This is a genomic window from Heterorhizobium halophytocola (genome assembly GCF_017873095.1).
Classification (GTDB): Bacteria; Pseudomonadota; Alphaproteobacteria; order Rhizobiales; family Rhizobiaceae; genus Allorhizobium; species Allorhizobium halophytocola.
The window spans coordinates 332904-352437 of record NZ_JAGGJU010000002.1 but is presented as its reverse complement, the minus strand read 5'-3'; the positions used below and the strand labels follow the sequence as shown (position 1 = coordinate 352437).

At 63.6% G+C, this 19534-nt stretch carries 10 protein-coding genes and 1 pseudogene; all 11 read right to left on the bottom strand.

What is annotated here, in order from left to right:
* Positions 1-266 precede the first annotated feature (266 nt).
* The 11 genes and pseudogenes from J2Z17_RS04815 to J2Z17_RS04765 all read right to left on the bottom strand — a co-directional run bounded on the left by J2Z17_RS04815 (position 267) and on the right by J2Z17_RS04765 (position 19228).
* The gene (locus J2Z17_RS04815; protein ID WP_209942707.1) at positions 267-2465 is read right to left on the bottom strand and encodes a cellulose synthase; all 2199 of its coding nucleotides are present in this window, start codon (positions 2463-2465) and stop codon (positions 267-269) included.
* Positions 2456-3502 carry a family 8 glycosyl hydrolase gene (locus J2Z17_RS04810; protein ID WP_209942704.1) on the bottom strand — a complete coding sequence of 349 codons (1047 nt, stop codon included), beginning with the start codon at positions 3500-3502 and terminating at the stop codon, positions 2456-2458. The genes J2Z17_RS04815 and J2Z17_RS04810 overlap by 10 nt, the downstream gene beginning before the upstream one ends.
* Positions 3499-5841, bottom strand: a complete 2343-nt coding sequence (locus J2Z17_RS04805) for a cellulose biosynthesis cyclic di-GMP-binding regulatory protein BcsB (RefSeq protein WP_342454370.1) — start codon at positions 5839-5841, stop codon at positions 3499-3501. The genes J2Z17_RS04810 and J2Z17_RS04805 overlap by 4 nt, the downstream gene beginning before the upstream one ends.
* Positions 5838-8000 carry a UDP-forming cellulose synthase catalytic subunit gene (gene bcsA / locus J2Z17_RS04800; RefSeq protein WP_209942702.1) on the bottom strand — a complete coding sequence of 721 codons (2163 nt, stop codon included), beginning with the start codon at positions 7998-8000 and terminating at the stop codon, positions 5838-5840. Before bcsA ends, J2Z17_RS04805 begins: the two co-directional genes overlap by 4 nt.
* An 89-nt stretch (positions 8001-8089) precedes the next feature.
* Positions 8090-9031, bottom strand: coding sequence for a cellulose biosynthesis protein BcsN (gene bcsN / locus J2Z17_RS04795; protein WP_342454369.1), 942 nt, complete (start codon positions 9029-9031; stop codon positions 8090-8092).
* Positions 9032-9300: 269 nt separating this feature from the next.
* Entirely contained in the window at positions 9301-10215 is a 915-nt protein-coding gene (locus J2Z17_RS04790; protein WP_209942699.1) for an amino acid ABC transporter substrate-binding protein, read from the bottom strand.
* A 10-nt stretch (positions 10216-10225) separates the two neighbouring features.
* Complete coding sequence (locus tag J2Z17_RS04785; protein ID WP_209942697.1) at positions 10226-11170, bottom strand: amino acid ABC transporter substrate-binding protein; 945 nt, start codon at positions 11168-11170, stop codon at positions 10226-10228.
* A 37-nt stretch (positions 11171-11207) separates the two neighbouring features.
* Positions 11208-13388: an EAL domain-containing protein gene (locus J2Z17_RS04780; protein WP_209942695.1), complete on the bottom strand. Its 2181-nt coding sequence runs from the start codon at positions 13386-13388 to the stop codon at positions 11208-11210.
* 516 nt (positions 13389-13904) lie between these two features.
* Positions 13905-17045: pseudogene (locus tag J2Z17_RS04775) on the bottom strand (efflux RND transporter permease subunit); the annotation flags it as partial.
* 135 nt (positions 17046-17180) lie between these two features.
* Positions 17181-18371 (bottom strand): efflux RND transporter periplasmic adaptor subunit, encoded by a 1191-nt coding sequence (locus tag J2Z17_RS04770; protein ID WP_209942693.1) that lies wholly within the window; start codon positions 18369-18371, stop codon positions 17181-17183.
* 38 nt (positions 18372-18409) lie between these two features.
* Positions 18410-19228, bottom strand: coding sequence for an alpha/beta hydrolase fold domain-containing protein (locus J2Z17_RS04765; RefSeq protein ID WP_209942691.1), 819 nt, complete (start codon positions 19226-19228; stop codon positions 18410-18412).
* Between the last annotated feature and the right edge of the window lie 306 nt (positions 19229-19534).

The following is a 19534-nucleotide window of genomic DNA, read 5'->3' as shown; positions in this document are numbered from 1 at the left end:
CGGAAAGCCCTGACGGGCGGAGGCTTCGAACGGGCTGACTATTCGTTGGACGAGCCGTTCATGTCGCGGACGACCCAGCGAAAGAAGAGATAGATCGCGAGGGCTGAAACGAGCAGGGGGAATAGGCTTTCGAGCGATTGCATGTCGATGCGACTCAATTTTTGGTTAACCCTATATTTTTAGGGGTAACACGATGCGCATATCCCGTCCAGAGTATTTTAGTTAATGTTACATTAAAGTCGCCGTATTGATGGGTGCAGATGCCTCTATTGCGGCTGCTTCAGCCGTTCGCGGATCTCCACAACGGCGCGCATCGCGTCGCGGTTGCCTGTCTCGGCCACGGCCTCGAACAGCCGCTTGGCATCTCCCAGCATGCCCAGATTCATCAGCGCATAGCCGCGCAGCACCATCAGGTCGGCCGGTTCGGCTGCCAGCATCGCCCGCTGGTCGAGATAGACGATCGCCTGGCGGTAATGCTTGGTATCGAAGGCCGACACCGCGCGATTGGCCAGAATCGCCGTCTGCAGTTCCGATGTCCGGTTCGACCCCTGCGGTGCCTTGGCGGCCGCGACCGCCGCCTTGTTGGTGAGGCCAAGCCGCAGATAGGCAAGGCTCTGGCCATAGGCTGCATCCTCGCGCGTGCGGGTATCGTTGCCGGCAAGTGCTGCCTCGAATGCCTTCGCCGCCTCCAGCGGCCGGTTGAGGTTCATCATGCACCAGCCGGTGGCCAGCGCCTGGGCGGGCGTCAGGCCGGCGACACTCGACGAGCCGTTGCAGGAAAACCGCCGGCCAGACGGGCGGGCAGGTGCTGCACGCGCGGTGCTGACAACCGTGCGCGGCTGCGGCCGAGTTTGCGGCTGGTTCGCGGCTTGGGTCTGCGTCTGGCCGCCGCTTGCCGACGGACGCTGGACAGCGTCGCGCCGATTGTCCGGCAGGCTCGCGAGACCGAGATTGGCGATCCGGGCCGAGCGGCCGGCCCAGGCCGTCTGGATCGCGGACACGCCGGCCTTGTCGTCCAGCTGCTGCAGGGTGATCGCCAGGCCATAGGCCGAAGGCTCGTCGTCCGGCTTCCATTGCAGCGCCGTGCGGAACCACTGGGCCGCGGTCTGCGGCTGGTTGAAGGCGCGGGCATACCAGCCGAGCTGCTGGGCCGTGGGGACATAACGCTTCTCGACGACGAAGCTTGCGACCCGCTGCAACACCGTCTCCGCCATGGCGGGCGGCGGATCGCCGGCAATCATGTTGGCGGTGGCGGCAAGATAGGTGGCCGTCGCATCTTCCGTCTCGGCGCGCCAGCGCAGCATGACCTCTTCGGCTTCCGCCGAGGCGTTGCGCGCGATCAGCGTCAGTGCCAGCCCCTGTGAGGCCGAGGCGCTGTCTTCGCTGGCCCGGGAGGCGCGGAACCAGCTCTCTGCCTCGGTCATGTCCTTGCGGCGCAGGTAATACCATCCGAGCAGCAGACTGTCGGAGGCAAGGTTCTGGGACTGGGCCGTGCTGCGCAGCCTTTGCAGATAGGCCGGCGCGATGGTGAGATCCGGACTTGCGGTCGCATCGGCGACGAAACGACGGGCCAGGTCGTCGCGCACGCCGTCGAACTCGTGCGCACCGCCCTCTGCCGGCTTTTCTAGTGCCAGCAATGTCTGCATGTCCTGATAGGTGAGGTCCGCCGCCGCCTTCTGGATGGTCGCGACCCGCTGCTGCGGATCGGTGCAGTTCTTCAGCACATACCCGTAGGCATCGACCGCACGGGGCATGCGGTCGGACTTGGCGAAGGCCGCGGCGACACGCCATAGCACGTCGACATCGGCGCAATTGAGCAGGCTCGGCGTCACGGCGGCAAGGCGGATGACAGTATCATATTGTTCCAGGTCCGACGCGTTGACGAGGCGCCGCCGGGTCTCGGCCACAGCCAGCCGCTCCAGCAGATCCGCGGGCGGCTTCCAGCCGGCCTCGGCCGCCTGCCGATCGGCGATCGCCCGACGCAATTCGGCAAGCTTGCCTTCCGAATAGAGTTTCCACATCGCATCGAGCTGCTGGTCATTGCCAGGTTCGATGGCAAGCGGATCCTTCGGCGGCGTCCAGTCGGGATAAAGAGACCGCAGGCGGGCGATTTCGGCATTCAGGCGCACGGTATCGCCGCGCTGGGCGAAATAGCGCAGCGCGCTGAGATCCGGCTCGGGCTTCTTGTCCTGCGTCGCCGCGTCCGGCGCGCCGCCGCTTGCAGGCGGTGTCTGGTTCTGGGCAACCGTCCCGTCCGGGCGTGGCGCGGGTAGCGGTTGACCGGCGTCAGCCGGCTCGGGACGAGCCTTGCGGATCTGTTCCGCGACCGCGTTCAGATCCAGCGGATCGGCGCGATCGGGCGTCGAGGCGGTCGTGGCGGCGCGCTCCTGCGCCACCGCGCCCGCGCCGAGGCTCAGCGCGCTCAGCGTCGCGACAGCGACCACCAGGGAGAGATTCACAGACATTCGGGGTGGTTCTCCCTGACAAAAGACAGTCCCAGCAATTGCAGGGTCGCAGGATAATAGTGCGCGGGGCTGAACTCGGTGACCTCGCGCGGCAGCGGCGTTCCGCCGAAGACGCAGGCAAGGATCGGATTGATGATCTGGTAGCCCGCCTCCGGCAACGGCTCCACCGGCCGGCCGCTTGTGATGTCGATGACCGACACCTTGCCGTCGGGCCCGGTCATGCCCTTGGAAAGCCGTTCCAGCAAAGGCTTGTCGACAATGCCGCCGCGCAGCAGATAGAGCGGAATGCGCACGGCATTATAGGAGAACTGCCGGTCGAAGCCCTCTGCCGGATGCGGTTCCTCCCTCAGGCTGATCCATTCGGACGGCAGACGTGCCGGACCGAACTGTGCCGCACGCAGCAGCGACAGGCCATCCTTGGCAAGCGCGTCCCAGATCTCGGATGGTGCAAGCAGTTTCAGGATCGGCAGCGCCTCGAACACCCAGTAGGAAGGATTGACCACCGGCCCGTCCTCGCGATCCTTGGCCCGGAACCCCCGGGCACCGGGCAGCAAGACGACATGGCCGCCGACATCGGCCACCGCGCGGCCGAGAACGCCCTTGGCGATCTTTGCCGCATCGCGCAGATAGTCCTCGCGCTGCCAGGCCGCCCCGCCAAGCGCCAGCGCATAGGCGATCAGGATGTCGCCATCGGTGGCGTTGTTGCGGTCGGTGATGTGCGGATGGGCGCTCGGGTCCCATTTCCACATGGCAAGGCCGTCGTCCCGCAGCAACAGTTCGGAACGGGTGAAATCCCAGATTCCGCTGAAATCGTCCGGCCGCGCCGCCAGATAGGCCAAGAGCATGCCGTAGCCCTGCCCTTCGCTATGGCTGATATTGCCATTGGCATTGTCGATCACCCGGCCGGACGGATCGACGAAGCGTTGCTTGTAGGTCTCCCATTCCGCGGCCGTCACCGAGGGTCCGGCCGCCGAAGATGCCGAAGCGGTGAGGGTCAGCGCCAGGCCCGTGATTGCGCTGCGCCATGCGGCCCTCATTGCCGCCTCCCCAGCCGGGACAGCATCGAGAAGGTGACGACGCCGAGCAGGAAGGACAGACCGATGAAGATCAGCGCGTAGGCGAGGATATTGTTCGACAACCAGTTGGCGGCGATCAGGCGGTAATTGCCGAGCGACGGCCCGGCCGTCTGCCGGAAGCTCGGACTGTTGGACTCGACGGAGGTCATCTGGCCCGTCTTGGTCGAAAACGTCGTGAGCCTGCCGGCGATCTTCTGCCAGTTTTCCTGCCCCGTCAAAGCGGCTGTGCCATCTCGCAGGTCGAGCGATGTCGGGGCAATGGCCGCCGTCCACACCGCCGTGCCGCCGGGGCTGTCGCCCTGGGCCAGCAACAGGCTCTGGTCCCGCCGCGGCTTGAACTCCGGATCGGCCTGCGGCAGCAGATGCAGGCTGTCCAACGAGATGTCGAAATTGCGCGATACCCAGTCCTGGGCAAGGCCCAGCTGATCCCGAAAGGCACTGCCCCGAACCTGGGAGCGCCATTCCTCGACGGTTCCCGGCGTATCCGCCGCCTCGCGGTCGAGCGGTGCGTCGGGCCGCCAGTCGGAGGCGCTGGCCGGCGAGACCTTCAGCTGACCCAGCATGTTCGGCGGCATTTGCGACAGGGCGCCGACGAACAGCGCATTGCGCTCGCCGATCGCGGTCGGCGATGTCGCCGTGTCGACCTCGATGATCTGGCCGGCAACCAGCGCCAGTCGCGCCAGAAGGGTGGCCGCCGCACCGATCGTGTCGCCGTCATAGCGGTCGAGCGACAGGATCAGCGCCTCGGAGCGTCGGCTATAGGGATAGCCGGTACCGGCAAGCGCGCTCAGGTCCGGCACATGGCCGATCCGCGCGAACACCGGCATTTTCAGCTCTGACGTATCGAACAGCGCAAAGCGCCGCTTTCCGGTTCCGTTCGAGCCGGGCGTGCAGACCCTGTCGGCCTGCGTTTGCAGCACCACCTGCAGCGAGATCGTGTTCACCCCCGGCCGGATATGGCGCAGCGGGATCTTCACCGGCAGATGACGGAAGATGCTGCCATAGGCCGAGGTGATCGGCTGGGTGGTGGCGATGTTGTCGTTGACATAGACGTCGATATGGCTGCCCGGTTCGACCTCTGCGGTAAAGGCGGCATCCAGCAGCAGCACCGCCTCGCCGTAGGAATTGGCGTAGAAGTCGGAGGGCACGGCAATCTTGAAGCCGGTGCGCAGACGCCGGCCATTGAATTCGAGCGTCCGGACGCCGAGGCGCGCCAGCGGGATCTGTTCGCCGCCGAACAGCAGCGGGGCATCCGGCGCGCTCCAGCGCTGGGTGCTGATGGAATCGCGCCGCACATCGTTGGGCCTGTCGGTGGACGCCACCATCGTGTCGATCACGGTCATGATCGAGGGCCAGGTCGGCCCGGTAACCACGAGTTCGGTGCCCGTCCCCTGCGCCGCCGGCTGCAGGAGGGCGACCGGCGTCACGTCGGCCGTCTGCGGCAGGTTCGGGAACATGGGGCGCAGTTCTGCCGCCGTCCCGATCACGACGCCAAGCCGGCCGGGACCGAGCTTGGGCATTTCGGTGGCCGAAAAAACGTAATTCTGGTTGGGCATGCCGGACAACAGCGACAGTCCCTGGGCGAGACGCATGATCGCCGGGGCCGCCCCCGATTGCCCGAGCGCCGGCATCAGGAAGTCGAATGTCGTCTTGCCGGTGTCGTCGACCCCGATCGCACTCACCGCATCGCCGATCGCGGTCGGCTTCACCGGGTCGCCGGCAAATTCCAGAAAGGTGCGTTTCGGGTCTATGCGCGTCCACAGCTCATAGGTGGAATCGACATCGCAGTCGGTGCGATGGCGTTGCGAGACGCCGAACTCGAGGACATTGGCGCCCGCCTGCAGCAGGCCCGCCGGGATCTTCAGCGACATGTCGCGCTGGCCATCGGACGAGGCGATCGGTTCTTCGCTGAGCACGCGGCCATTGACCACGACGTTCAGATGCGAAGCCTCGGGCGCCACGACGACGGCGTTCTGATAGCTGAACGACAGCGTGGCCGGCACCTGCGCCTCGCCTTCGGTCAGGTAGACGCTCCAGCTCCGGCGGTCATATTCACCCGAAAGCACGAGGTCCTTGTCGGGGATGACGAAGCGTCTGTAGGCCTTTGCCGCCACCGGCGGGCGCGGCACCTGCTGCGCATCGCCGGGCGTGCCCGGCGGCAGCACGAGGTCTGGCATGTCGGCTGCGTCCGCCGGCTTTTCCGGCGACATGTCGAAGGGTGCCGGCTGGGCGAACGCCTGCTGGGCCAGCAGCGTGAAGATCGCCAGAGCCATCGCGATTGGAAGGCGCAGAGGTTTCATGCCGCCGCCTTTCTGCGAAAGCTGCGGAAGAAGTAGACGAGGCCGCGACTGGTCTGGAACAGCGCCAGGCCGAGGAACCAGGCCGTGCCGCGCAGCAGCCCCGGATTGCGTCGGCGCCCGCGCTGGAAGCTTTGCCACTGGTCGGAATTGGCGAAGATCAGGTCGGCAATGCCGCGATGGTCGAGCGGGGTCGCCGGCTTGTACTGGATGCCGACTTCGGTGATCTCGCCCTGGCGCTCGGCCCGCCGCACCATGGTGGGCAGCACCACCGTCTCGTCGCTGTTGTGCAGACGGAAGCGGATGGAACCGGGGACGCCGATCTGGAAATTCGGCAGATCGCGGCCGAACACGTGGATCTGCGAGCCTCCGACGGAAACGTCCTGGATCGCCGCCGGATACCAGGTCTCGCCGTTCGCGATCTCGCAGCGGCGCTGCGTCTTGAACCGCCGTGAGGACGCCTTCTCGCCGCGCTCGGAGACGACGCCCAGTGCGCAGCCCGCCATGATCAGGTTCAGCAGGTTCCAGCCGCCGACGACCAGCGTCACATCCGCCTTGTAGGGCTCGGCATAGACCTTGTAGATCGCAACGAAAGTGGCAAACAACAGCGTGGCGAAGATGACGAAGAATGGCCGGCTGATTTCCGACAGCCGGCTGACCGAAACGGATTCGTCCTTGGCCGTCACCTTGAAGGTCGGCTTCGTCGGGTTGAGCAGCACCGAGATGACCGCCGGCAACAGATGCACGGTCTGGGCATATTCGTAGAGCTCGGAAATCCACGGCCAGCGGAACGAACCATAGAGGTAGTTCTGCATCATCAGGTTCACCAGCATGTAGGCGAGCGTATAGCCCAGAAACTCACCGCCCGACGCCGTGAAGATCTCCAGGTCGAACAGCAGGTAGAACAGCGGCGCGAAGAGAAAGATCGTCCGGGCGAAGGGAAACAGCCAGAACAGCGTCGACGACATGTAACAGAGACGCTGCGGCAGGGAGAGACCACACTTGAACAACGGGAAGCGGAAGCGCAGGATCTGCATCATGCCCTGGGCCCAGCGGCTGCGCTGGCCGATGAAGCTGGCAAAGGTCGCCGGCTGCAGCCCGGCAATCAGCGGCTTGTCGACATAGACGCTGTTCCAGCCCTGGCTATGCAGCGCCAGCGCGGTCTCGCAATCCTCGGTGATGCTGATGCCGTTGAAGCCCTTGGTGGTATCGAGCGCCCGGCGGCTGAGCACGGCGGCCGATCCGCAGAAAAACGAGGCGTTCCACTTGTCGAGCCCGCGCTGGATGATGCCGTAGAACATTTCGTTTTCGCCGGGCATGGTCTCGAAGGTCTTGAGATTGCGCTCCAGCGGATCCGGGTTCATGAAGAAATGCGGGGTCTGCACAAGGAAGAGCTTCGGGTCCTCGTCGAAATAGCCGACCGTGCTCTCGAGGAAGTCATGCGCTGGCGCATGGTCGGCATCGAAGACGGCGATCAGTTCGCCGGTGGAATGCGCCATGCCGTTGTTGAGATTGCCGGCCTTTGCGGACTCGTTGCGTTCGCGTGTCAAGTAACGCACGCCCAGCGTCTCGCAAAGCGCCTGCAATTCGCGCATCCGCGTTTCCGCCCGCTCCGCCTCGATCGGGTTTGCCGAATTGCGTTTCTGCAGGGTCGACCCGTCGTCGAGCAGCCAGACCTCCACCTTGTCGCGCGGATAGTCCATCGCCTTTGCCGCCGCCAGCGTGTTCGACAGCAGGACGGCGTCCTCGTTATAGGTCGGGATGAAGACGTCGACGGTCGGAAAGCGCTTGCCGTCGATCTTCGGCAGCCGGCGCGAGCCGAGCGGCATGGCGACGATGAACAGGCTGAGCGCCAGCATCACGACGCTGTACATTTCCGCCATATAGAGCAGCAGGCCGGGGATGAAGTTCGCCGGCTGATTAAGCGGCGGCAGGGTCTCGGTGGTGCGCCAGTAGACATAGCGCAGCACGATCGATGTGCCGAAGGCAAGCGCCACCAGCCGCCACCGGCCACCGGCGTCCAGAAGCTTGATCACCGCCATGAAAATGACCACCGACAGACTGCAGACGAGCTGCGTCTGCAGATTGACCGGCAGAGCGATCACGCCGATCATCAAAATGGCAATCAACGCCCACAGGGTGATGCTACGAAACATTTGCATCCAGTTGTCCTTCGGGAGGGTCCGCAAGCCTCATGCCGCGGATCCGGTCCCTGCATTCCGTTCAGTTCCACGCCGGCCGTCCAGGACGGTCAATTACAGGCCGGCGTCTTTGCGTTGGCGCCCATGCAGGCCGGTGATGGCACGGTGACCGTCGCCTGCGGCGGCGTCTGACCGCCGGCATCCTCGCCGCCCGCGGAGGCGGCAGACGGGGCGCCCGCCGACCCGGGAAGAGGCACGCGCGGCCCGGTGATCACCGCCGCATCCGCCTTGGCAGCCGTCGCCCGAGGCTTCGGCGCGGAGACGACGCGGACGCGCACCGGCGCTGGCGTGCGGTGGCCGTAGGAGATCGCAACCGTCTTCGGCGCGTCGGGATAGACGGGCTTGCCGACCGCCCCGATCGACGTGTCCACCGCCGAGGGCAGGCCATAGGGATTCCAGATCTTGCCGCCGAAACTGCCGGTGATGGTAAAGCCGTACATCACGTTCAGCAGTTCGCGTTCGCTGGCATCGGTGTCGCAAAGCCGGGCGCGCACCTGGATCATGCCGAGATCGCGGCCGATGCCACCGGAGCGCGAGCGGATCTGCTGCCAGGCATAGATGCAGGTGTCGCCACCCCTGCTGCGGCCGGAGGCGTAGGAAAACGGCCCATAGGCATTCTGCAGGAAGGTCGATGCGCGCCTCATGGCCACGCCCGGAGCGGCTCTTGCCATTTCGCGCGACATGCCTGTCTCCGTGAACCGCTGGAAACCGAGCGTTGGCGCACCGTCGGGACCACCGCCGCCGACAAAACGCACCTTCAGGTAGTTGTCACCCGGGACGGACGAGGCCGTGGCAAGCGAAACCGTCTGATCCACGCCATTGCTGTATTGTCGCTCGACCACTCCAACCATGGCGGGTCCTCCAGGCGGCGGCATGATGAAAGCCTCCGTGTTTTCGACCAGTTCGGGTCCGTTCGAGTGACGGACGCCGGAAGTGCTCGTACACGCCGAGATAGCAAGGCAGAGCAGCAGGACGGATGCGTTTTTCAACACTGAGCGTGATGCTCCCGGCACGATGAAGGCCAAACACAGTTGAACAAAAAGGCGAATCAAAGCCGCAACGCAGAATGAGGGGCTCGATAGTGCATAGTTTATTAATTATGGTTAATAAATATTTAATGGCCCGAAATACACGCTGGGCATGAATGAAAAGTGTGTAAAAAAGGATCAGGGCAAACATCGGTTGCCTTACAACCCTCCGGTTGTCCACAGGGTTGGAGGCAGAAGCCGGGGCCACGGATCGGCGTGCGGGGAGCGGGCCTTCAGCGGAAGCCGGCGAACCAGGTCGTCAGCGCATCGCTCATCGGCAGGTCCAGATTGACCCCGCTGCCGGGCAAGGGCTCGAGAAACCATTTGGCATAGAGGCTGGCGATCTGCGGGCTGCCATAGAGGTTGCGCAAGGCGTCGTCCACCGCATCCTCGAAGGGTTGATCGTCGCGCCGGATCATGAAGCCGTAAGGCTCTGGCGCACTCACCATGTCGGTCGACAGGTCGTAAAGCGACGGCTCGGTCGAGCCAGCGATCATCGTCTTCAACAGCACGTCGTCCATCGGGAAGGCGGCCACACGGTCGGTCGTCACCATGTCGAAGGCCTCCTGCAGGCTGTCTGCTACGACGAGGCTGAGATTGAGCTTCATCGACCGGTTGACCTTGGCGATCTGCGACACGTTGGTGGAGCCGGCCAGGACGCTGACACTGCGCCCCTTCAGATCGGCAAGCGTGTGAAAATCGTTCTTGGCGAGCGCCACATAGCGGGTGCCGACGAAGAAATGGCTGAGCGCGAAATGGACGCTTTTCTGCCGCTCGGCGGTGGCCGTGCTGGCATTGCACTCGATATCCATCGCACCGTCGCGCAGGAGCTGAACGCGGTTGCTTGCCGTGCGCGCCACATATCGGACCGACAGATCCTGCAAACCCAGACGCGTCTTCAGGCTTTCGGCGATCCGGTTGCAGATGTCGATCGAATAACCGACGATCCGGCCATCGGGCAACTGGTAGGAGAATGGCGGGGTGTGATCGCTGTAGCCGATGCGGATCTCATGGGCCTGGCGGATCCGCTCCAGCGTGCCCATGCCGCCTGCCGCCGACACGCTGCCCGCAAGGCAAAGCCAGCCGGCAAATGCCGCCGAGAGGACGAGCATCGGAAGACGACGGAGAAATTCTGTATGTGTCGACATGTTCGACCGCCTATTCGGAGTATTCCTGCGGATTGGCGAAGGCGGCCGCTAGATCGGGCGTCTCGGGCAGGTTCAGATTGCGGCCATCGGGCGGGATCGGTGAGAGGAACCACTTGGCATAGATCGTGTGGATCTCGCCGCTGGTATAGATCTCCTTCAACGCGGCATTGACCGTGTCCTTGAACACCGGATCGTCCTTGCGCATCAGGATTCCGTAGGGTTCGACCGGGCCGAAGGCTTCGTTGGAGATGGTGAAGTCTTCCGGATGGTCCGAGGACGCCACGAGGTCGGCAAGCAGGATGCCGTCCATGACGAAGGCGGAGGCACGGTTTTCGGCCACCATGCCGAAACCCTCCGCATGGCTCTTGGCCAGCATGACCGAAAGGTTGAGGTTTTCCGCGAGGTTCTTGGCATTGAGCTGGCCGATATTGACCGTGCCCGTGGTCGACGAAACGCTCTTGCCGCTGAGACTGGCGATCGTGTCAAGGTTGTCGCTCTTGCGCGAGACGAAGCGGGTGGCGGTGGTGAAATCCGGGTAGGAGAACGCCACCTGCTCGCGCCGCTGCGCGGTATTCGTGGTGGTCGTGCATTCCAGGTCCACCTTGCCGCTCTTGACCAGCACGAAGCGCGTCGCGGCGGTCGAGGGGACCTCCACGACATCGATGTGATCGAGGCCGAGGCGTTCGCCGATCTTGTCGATGACGCGGCGGCAGAGGTCGGTGGTATAGCCGATCACGTGGCCGGCCCCATCGACATAGGAAAACGGCGAGGCATCCATGCGGTAGCCGATGGAGACGGTCCCGGTGCTGGCGATCTTGTCGAGCGTCGGACTGTCTTCGGCTGCACCGGCGACGGCTGCACCGGTCACCAGGCCGAGAAGCGATAGGGCGAGCCCGAAGGCCGGACGCGGTGCCGACCGGGCGACGGTGGTGATCAGGGCATTCCGATGTCTCATAATCATACCTCTCGCATGTCCCCTCGCCGCGACCCGGTCAGCCTGCCTTCGACAGGTGCCTGATCCCGGCATTGGCCGACAACGGCCTGGGTTTACCCAGATGATAGCCTTGCGCGAAATTACATCCGCACATCTTGAGCAGGTTCAACTGCACCTCGTCCTCGACGCCCTCGGCCACGGTCTTCAGGTTGAGGCTGGTGGCCGTGTGCACGATGCCAGCGATCAGAGCGCGACACTCATGACGGTTCTCGAGATCGTGCACGAAGCTGCGATCGATCTTCAGCTTGTTGACCGGCAGCATGGTGAGATAGCTGAGCGACGAATAGCCCGTGCCGAAATCGTCGACCGAGATCGACAGGCCGAGCTTGCGCATCGCCTTCAGCACGGCGATGACTTCGGCCGAGGAAATGCCGGCGGTTTCGGTAATCTCGATCTCGATCCGCTTCGGCTCGAGCCCGTGTCTTTCGAGCGACCGGCGCAGGACATCGACGATCTCCATGCTTTTCAGCTGCAGCGGCGAGACGTTGATCGCGACCGACAATGCAGGCTCCATGGTGGCTGCATCGCGGCAGGCGCGCTCGATCACCCATTTTCCAAGTTCGAGGATCTGGCCGCATTCTTCGGCAAGCGGAATGAAATGATCGGGCGGGATCATGCCGCGTTCGGGATGTTTCCAGCGCAAAAGCGCCTCGTAGCCCGTCTGCCTATCGTCGGTCAGGCTGAAGATCGGCTGGTAGTGAAGCTCGAACTGTCCGCCGCCGATCGCCCCTTCCAGGTCCTTCATCAGGGCATAGGGATTGGTGTCCGCCATCACCATGCCTTCGCGGTAGAGCCGGAACCGGCCCCTGCCGGCCGCCTTGGCCCCATAGAGTGCAACGTCGGCATGCTTCATCAATTCGCTGAGGTCGGCGCCATGCAGGGGGGCGCAGGCAACGCCGACACTTGCGCCGATATCGACCGAATTGCCGCCGATGGCAAAGGGCGCGGAGAGGCTCTCGACGATCAGGCCGGCCAGACGGCTGGCCTCGAGCATCGGGTTTCGCTTGACCGGCTGCAGAAGCGCGAATTCATCGCCGCCGAAACGGGCAAGCGTGTCATGGCTGTCGAGCACCAGCGACAGGCGGGCGGTGACGGCATTCAGCAGCTCGTCCCCGACGGCATGACCGAGCCGATCGTTGACCGCCTTGAAGCGATCGAGATCGATCAGCATGATGTTGAAGCGGGCGCCGGAAGCCTTCAGCTTGGCCTGCGCCTGTTCTAGTTTCAGGTTGAACAAGGCCCGGTTGGGCAGGCCGGTCAGCGAATCGTGATGTGCCAGATGCTCCATCTCGCGGGCCACCTGCCGGACTTCCCGCAGGTTTTCGCGCTCGACGACGGCTTCGCGAAGGGTCTCGATCGCCTGCGCCAGGTCGCCGATTTCGTCCCTGCGATGCTGGTAGGGCGTTACCCGGCCCGTATCATCTGCCGCAATCCGCTTGAGCATGCTGATCAGCACCGGAACCGGGCCGAAGAATTTGCGCATGCCGATGGTCACGATGAAGCCGATCACCATCAGAACGGCGGCCAGCACCAGCAACGACCGCGTGATGACCTGGTCCTTCTGCGAAAAGATCTCATCGGCGGTGCCGATACTGCTGACCAGCAGGCCAAGCAATCGCCCGGAGCCGGTTTTCACCGGCAGAGAGGCGATGAAATGCTGCTGATCGCCGATCTGCGCCAGTCCGACATAGAATTTCGACGACGGCATGTTGTCGGGAAAGACGATCCTGAGATGATCGTTGGTCCCGTTCGAGCTCGCGATGCTGACAATCCGCCTTTCCGTCGAACGGGCGTCATCTTCCGCCGGAGCGAACAGCCAGACCGGGTTCTTCGTCTGGTTGGCGGCAAGCGCCAGAACGTCTGCCGGATTGAAACCGGTCGCGAGCACGGAGTCATCGTCGCCGATCGGGCTTTCGCTGACGATTCCCGTCACCTGGCCGGTCTGGTCTGCGGTAATGGCAATATCGGTATAGATGCTGCGGATGGTGAAGCTGGCAACCTGGGCATTCAGCCGGGCCTGACGCATCCAGCTGTCGGTCAGACTGCGCTCGACAAGCGTCCAACCCGCCAGGGCCCCCAACCCGTAGGCGACGACGATCCCGCAAAACAGAAAGAGGGATATCTTGCCGTATATCGAGCGATACCACCGTAGTCCCGCATGAGCAGCACCGCGTGACATCGACCGCATTATTTCCCGTGCCAAGGCTGCCTCAGTCCAGATGAGTTCATTTCATTCAGAGGCAGTATTAGTTCGGGGAAATTAAGAATTCATGATTATTTGAAAATAATCAGTATACTATATTAATGTGGAACAACAGCGCTCTACAGAGCCTCGCCAGATCGCCCACGCGATCGGCTGCGAAGGGGATGGGGCGTGGACTTGCTGAGACACGGCGCATTCCGGCTTCATGCAGCTTCCAGATTACCGCAAGCCATGTCGTCAGGGCAAAGAGGGCAAGCGCGGCCAGATGAATTTGCCCATGCGAGGCACAAGGGTTGTGACGACTTGAAGGCCGTGCGCGCTGCCTGGGGGAACCGCAGCGCGCACGGGGTGGAGGCTGATCGCTTAGCGATGCGCTCCGTATTCGAGGGCCCGGAAGGCGACATCCGCCTCGTTGAGCTCCTCATCGTTCAGATCGGCCTGGTTGACATTGGCGACCGGTGCCTTTGCCTCTTCGCCGTCCACCTCCTTGTGCTGGACCAGCGGGCGATTGCCGCCGAGCCGGCGCACGAGCACATAGAAGACCGGGGTCATGAAGATGCCGAAGAAGGTGACGCCGATCATGCCCGAGAACACCGCGATGCCCATGGCCGAGCGCATTTCCGCACCGGCCCCGGTCGAGACCACCAGCGGCACGACGCCCATGATGAAGGCCATGGAGGTCATCAGGATCGGGCGCAGGCGAAGGCGGCTCGCCTCGATCGCCGCTTCGAATGGCGTGCGTCCTTCGAACTCGAGTTCGCGGGCGAATTCGACGATCAGGATCGCGTTCTTCGCCGACAGCCCCACCAGCACCACCAGACCGATCTGGGTGAAGATGTTGTTGTCACCGCCGGTCAGCCAGACGCCGGTCAATGCGGCCAGCACCCCCATCGGGACGATCATGATGATCGCAAACGGCAGCAACAGGCTTTCATACTGCGCGGCCAGCACGAGATAGACGAGCAGCAGCGCCAGCGGGAACATCAGCACGCCGGAGCTGCCGGCCAGGATCTGCTGATAGGTCAGATCCGTCCATTCATAGCCGATGCCGGCCGGAAGGGTCTCTTCGGCAAGCTTTTCGACGGCAGCCTGCGCCTGACCGGACGAGAAGCCCGGAGCCGGACCGCCATTGATGTCGGCCGACAGGAAGCCGTTATAGCGGTTGGTGCGCTCCGGCCCGGTTGTCGCATCGACCTTCAGCAGCGCCGAAAGCGGGATCATCTGGCCGCTGGTCGAACGGACCTTCAGCTGGCCGATATCGTCGGCCCGGGCACGAAACTTCGCATCCGCCTGGGCCCGCACACTGTAGGTGCGGCCAAACGCGTTGAAGTCGTTGACGTAAAGCGAGCCGAGATAGATCTGCAGCGTCTCGAAGACGTCGGTGACCGAGACCCCGAGCTGCTCGGCCTTGGTGCGGTCGAGATCGGCATAGAGCTGCGGCACGTTGATCTGGTAGCTCGTGTAGATGCCGGCCAGTTCCGGCGTCTGATATGCCTTGGCGAGGAAGGCCTTGGTCGCATCGTCGAGCGTCTTGTAGCCGAGGCCGGCCCTGTCCTCGAGCTGCAGCTTGAAACCGCCGGTCGTGCCGAGACCCTGCACGGGCGGCGGCGGGAACATCGCGATAAAGGCATCCTGGATCGCGCCGAACTTCTGGTTCAGCTGCATGGCGACCGCCCCGCCCGAAAGATCGGGCGTCTTGCGCTTGTCGAAGTCGTCGAGCACGGCAAAGACGATGCCGGCATTCGACGAATTGGTGAAGCCGTTGATCGACAGGCCGGGGAAGGCGATCGCGTGGGAAACGCCCGGCTGCTCCATCATGATGTCGCTCATCCGCTTGATCACGTCTTCGGTACGGTCGAGCGTGGCGCCGTCCGGCAACTGGGCGAAGCCGACAAGATACTGCTTGTCCTGGGCCGGCACGAAGCCGCCGGGCACCGCGTTGAACATCGCATAGGTCGCACCGGCCAGTGCCAGATAGATGACCATGACGATGCTCTTGCGCGACAGCAGTCCACCGACGCCGCGGCCATAGGCGTTCGAGCCCGCACCGAAGGCCCGGTTGAAGCCACGGAAGAACCAGCCGAAGACCGCATCCATGGCCCGTGTCAGCCAATCCTTCTTGGCACCATGGCCCTTGAGCAGAAGGGCTGCAAGCGCCGGCGACAAGGTCAGCGAGTTGATCGCCGAGATCACGGTGGAAATCGCGATGGTCAGCGCGAACTGCCGGTAGAACTGGCCCGAAAGGCCGGTGATGAAGGCCAGCGGCACGAACACCGCGACCAGCACCAGCGCGATCGCGATGATCGGGCCGGACACTTCCGACATGGCCTGATAGGTCGCCCTGCGCGGACTGAGTCCGTTCTCGATATTGCGCTCGACGTTTTCGACCACCACGATCGCGTCATCGACCACGATGCCGATCGCCAGCACCAGGCCGAACAGGCTGAGCGCGTTGATCGAGAAGCCGAAGACATACATCACCGCAAAGGTGCCGATGATCGATACGGGAACCGCGATCAGCGGAATGATCGAGGCGCGCCAGGTCTGCAGGAAGAGAATCACGACGATGACCACGAGCCCGATCGCTTCCAGCAGCGTATCGACGACCTTCTCGATTGACGAGCGGACGAATTTGGTGGTGTCGTAGACGATCTCGTATTTCACCCCGTCCGGCATCGCCAGCTGCAGCTCGTCCATGGTCTTGTTGACCTCGTCGGAGATGGCAATGGCATTCGAGCCGGGAGCCTGGAAGACGGGAATGGCGACGGCGGACTTGCCGTCCAGCAGCGAGCGCAGCGAATAGTCCGACGCACCGAGCTCGACGCGCGCGACATCGCGCAGACGCGTCACCTGGCCGTTGTCGCCGGATTTGACGATGATGTTGCCGAACTGCTCGGGCGTCTGCAGGCGGCCTTGTGCGTTGACGTTCAGCTGCATGTCGATGCCCGGAACACTCGGCGAGGCGCCGATCGTGCCGGCGGCTGCCTGGACGTTCTGCTGGCGAATGGCATTGGTGATGTCGCTGGCTGCCAGATTATGCTCGGCGGCCTTTTGCGGATCGATCCACACGCGCATGGAATAGTCGCCGGAGCCGAAGACCTGGACCTGGCCGACACCCTGGATGCGGGCGAGCTGATCCTTGATGTTGAGCACCGCGTAATTGCGCAGATACGTGGTGTCGTAGCGGTTGTCGGGCGACAGCAAGTTGACCACCATCATCAGGTCGGGCGAGCTCTTGACCGTGGTGACGCCGAGGCTTTTCACCTCCTCGGGCAGACGCGGTTCGGCCTGCGACACGCGGTTCTGCACCAGCTGCTGGGCCTGATCGGGGTCGGTGCCGAGCTTGAAGGTGACCGTCAGCGTCATCACGCCGTCGGAGGTCGCCTGGCTAGACATGTAGAGCATGCCTTCAACGCCGTTGATCTGCTCTTCGAGCGGTGTGGCGACGGTCTCGGCGATGACGCGCGGATTGGCGCCGGGATAGGTGGCGCGCACGACGATCGACGGCGGGACAACATCGGGATATTCCGAGATCGGCAGGGAGCGCATGCCGATCAGGCCGGCGACGACGATGAGGATCGACAACACGCCGGCAAAGACCGGCCGGTCGACGAAAAAGCGGGAAATATTCATTTCGAAACCCCTCTCCGGGAGATATTCGGGACGTAGGAAGCCTGCCCGGCGGTCACGGGGACATCCGGCTGGCAAGCTTCTCTGAATGGATGACCGCGGGCGTGGCGGGTCGCCCGCGGCAGATCTGGCGGGGACTTAGTTGACGGCCGCCACGCTGTCTTCCATCTGCGGCTGGACGACGACACCGGGGCGGATCCGCTGCAGGCCGTTGACCACGATGGTTTCGCCGTCGGACAGGCCGTCCTCGATGATCCGGCCGCCGTCGACGGATGCACCCAGCGTCACCGGGCGGTAGCTCACCTTGTTGTCCTTGTCGACGACGTAGACGAACTTCTTGTCCTGGTCGGTGCCGATTGCACGATCGCTGACGAGCATGTGGTTGACAGGCTTCGGCTGACCCATGCGGATGCGCACGAACTGGCCGGGGATCAGCCGCCCTTCGGGGTTGTCGAACACGGCGCGCACCCCGATGGTGCCGCTTGCGGCATCCACCTGGTTGTCGATCAGCTGCAGCTTGCCCTTGAGCGGCGTCCCTTCATCGGCGAGCGTGCCGATCTCGACCGGGATTTCCCCCAGAGCAGGCAGTTCGCCGGAGGCCGAGGGCAGCTGGGCGAGCGCCTGGCTGACCAGTTCCTCGCTGGCGCTGAAGCTCGCATAGATCGGATCGATCGAGACGAGCGTGGTCAAGGCGGGGGCCGCCGAACCGGCAGCCACGAGATTGCCGACGGTGATCTCGATGCGGCCGACGCGACCGGCGACCGGCGCCTTGACCTTGGTATAGCCAAGCTCCAGCTCGGCCGACTTCAGTCCGGCCTCGGCCGTGCGCAGATTGGCCTCGGCCTCGGCGAGCGCATTCTGGCGGGTATCGAGTTCGCTCTGCGAAATCGTGCGGTTTTCCGAGAGCCTGCGACCGCGCTCGAGTTCCGTGCGGGCAAGCCCCATCTTGGCTTCGGCAGACGCCACCTGGCCCTGCGCCTGACTTACGGCTGCCTCGTAAGGCGCCGGATCGATGGTAAACAGCAGGTCGCCGGCCTTTACCAGCGCACCTTCGCGAAAGTCCACGGACTGGATCGCACCGGCGACGCGCGAGCGGATCTGCACCCGGTCGATGGCTTCCAGACGACCGGAGAATTCTTCCCAGGTGGTGACGTCGTGGCTCTTGGCAACCGCAACCGTGACCGGCACCGCCTGCGGGGCGGCCTGCGCATCCGCAGCCGTTGCGGGTGCGCTCATCGGCAGTTCGAAAAACAGGGCGGCGGCGGAAATGGACGCAGCAAGGCCCAGGCCGGTGCCCACAAGGGCCCAGCGCTTCATACGCGTATTCATGGCTATCTCTCCTTATGCGCCTGGCGGGGCGCGCATAATCACTTGGTCTTCAATTCACACCGCTGCGTGCGGACATCCGTTACGAAATCGTTGAACTCCTTGCGGACCGGGTCCTTCCAGCAACCTTGCCGGCAGTCCTGCCCGCCGTAAATCGATGTCCAGCCCAAGCCTTCGGGCAGGATCTTGCAGTGGACGTTGACACCGGCCGCTTCCAGCTTCTTGGCATAGACCTGTGTCTCGTCGAGCAGCGGATCGTCCGCTGCGGATATGGTCAGCGCCGCGGCAACACCGTTCAGCCGCGAACACATGCTGGGCGCGGCATAGGGATGACAGACACCCGCGCTCAGATATTCACTCCAGCCGGCAGCCCAGTGCTCACGCATGCCGATACCGTCGGCCTTCTGCATCGACGGCTGCCCCATGAAGGGATCGAGCAGCGGCGACATCAGCACCTGGCCGTCGAGTTCGTCGGCCAGATAGTCGCGGGCCTTCAATGCGATGGCGGTCGCGACATTGCCACCCGATTCCTCACCGCCGACAAGCAGAAGCGATTTTCGATCGCCGAACCCCGCCCGCTTCTTGGCGAAGTAGGAGAACAGCGCAAACCCGACTTCCAGGGGCTTCGGGAAAGCGCAGCCCAGCGGCGAATTATAGTCCGGCACCACGACGATCGCCCCGGTACCGGCCAGACATTCGGCAACGGCACTGTCCTGAAGTCCCGTCTTCAGAAAGGCGCCGCCGTGGAAATAGAGCAGGACCGGCGGGCCCTTGCCGTATTCCTCACCCTGATAGATGCGGGCCGAAACCGGCCCGATGGCCAGCTTGTCCAGCGTCATGTCCTTGATCAGCACGGTCACGGTCTCAGGATCACTTCACCCAGAGGACCGGAAGAACCAGGCCGAAAAAGAACAGGACCGGGCCTGGAAGATAACGGGGTGCGCGCATGTCGATCAGTCTCCTTGCGGCGTGGACCCTAGAACCTCAACCATGGCTGAGGTAAAGCCCCGCGGCAAAAAAATAATTGGGCAAGGCAGCTTTGGCAGATCGTGCTGCCAATTTCTGTCAGCAAGCATTCGCTTTTCCGGAATGCCACGACGCCGTCTCTTGCATTTCTGTTGATAATCTATTGTTATTCGCAATCAGGAACAAGTTGGCTAATTACG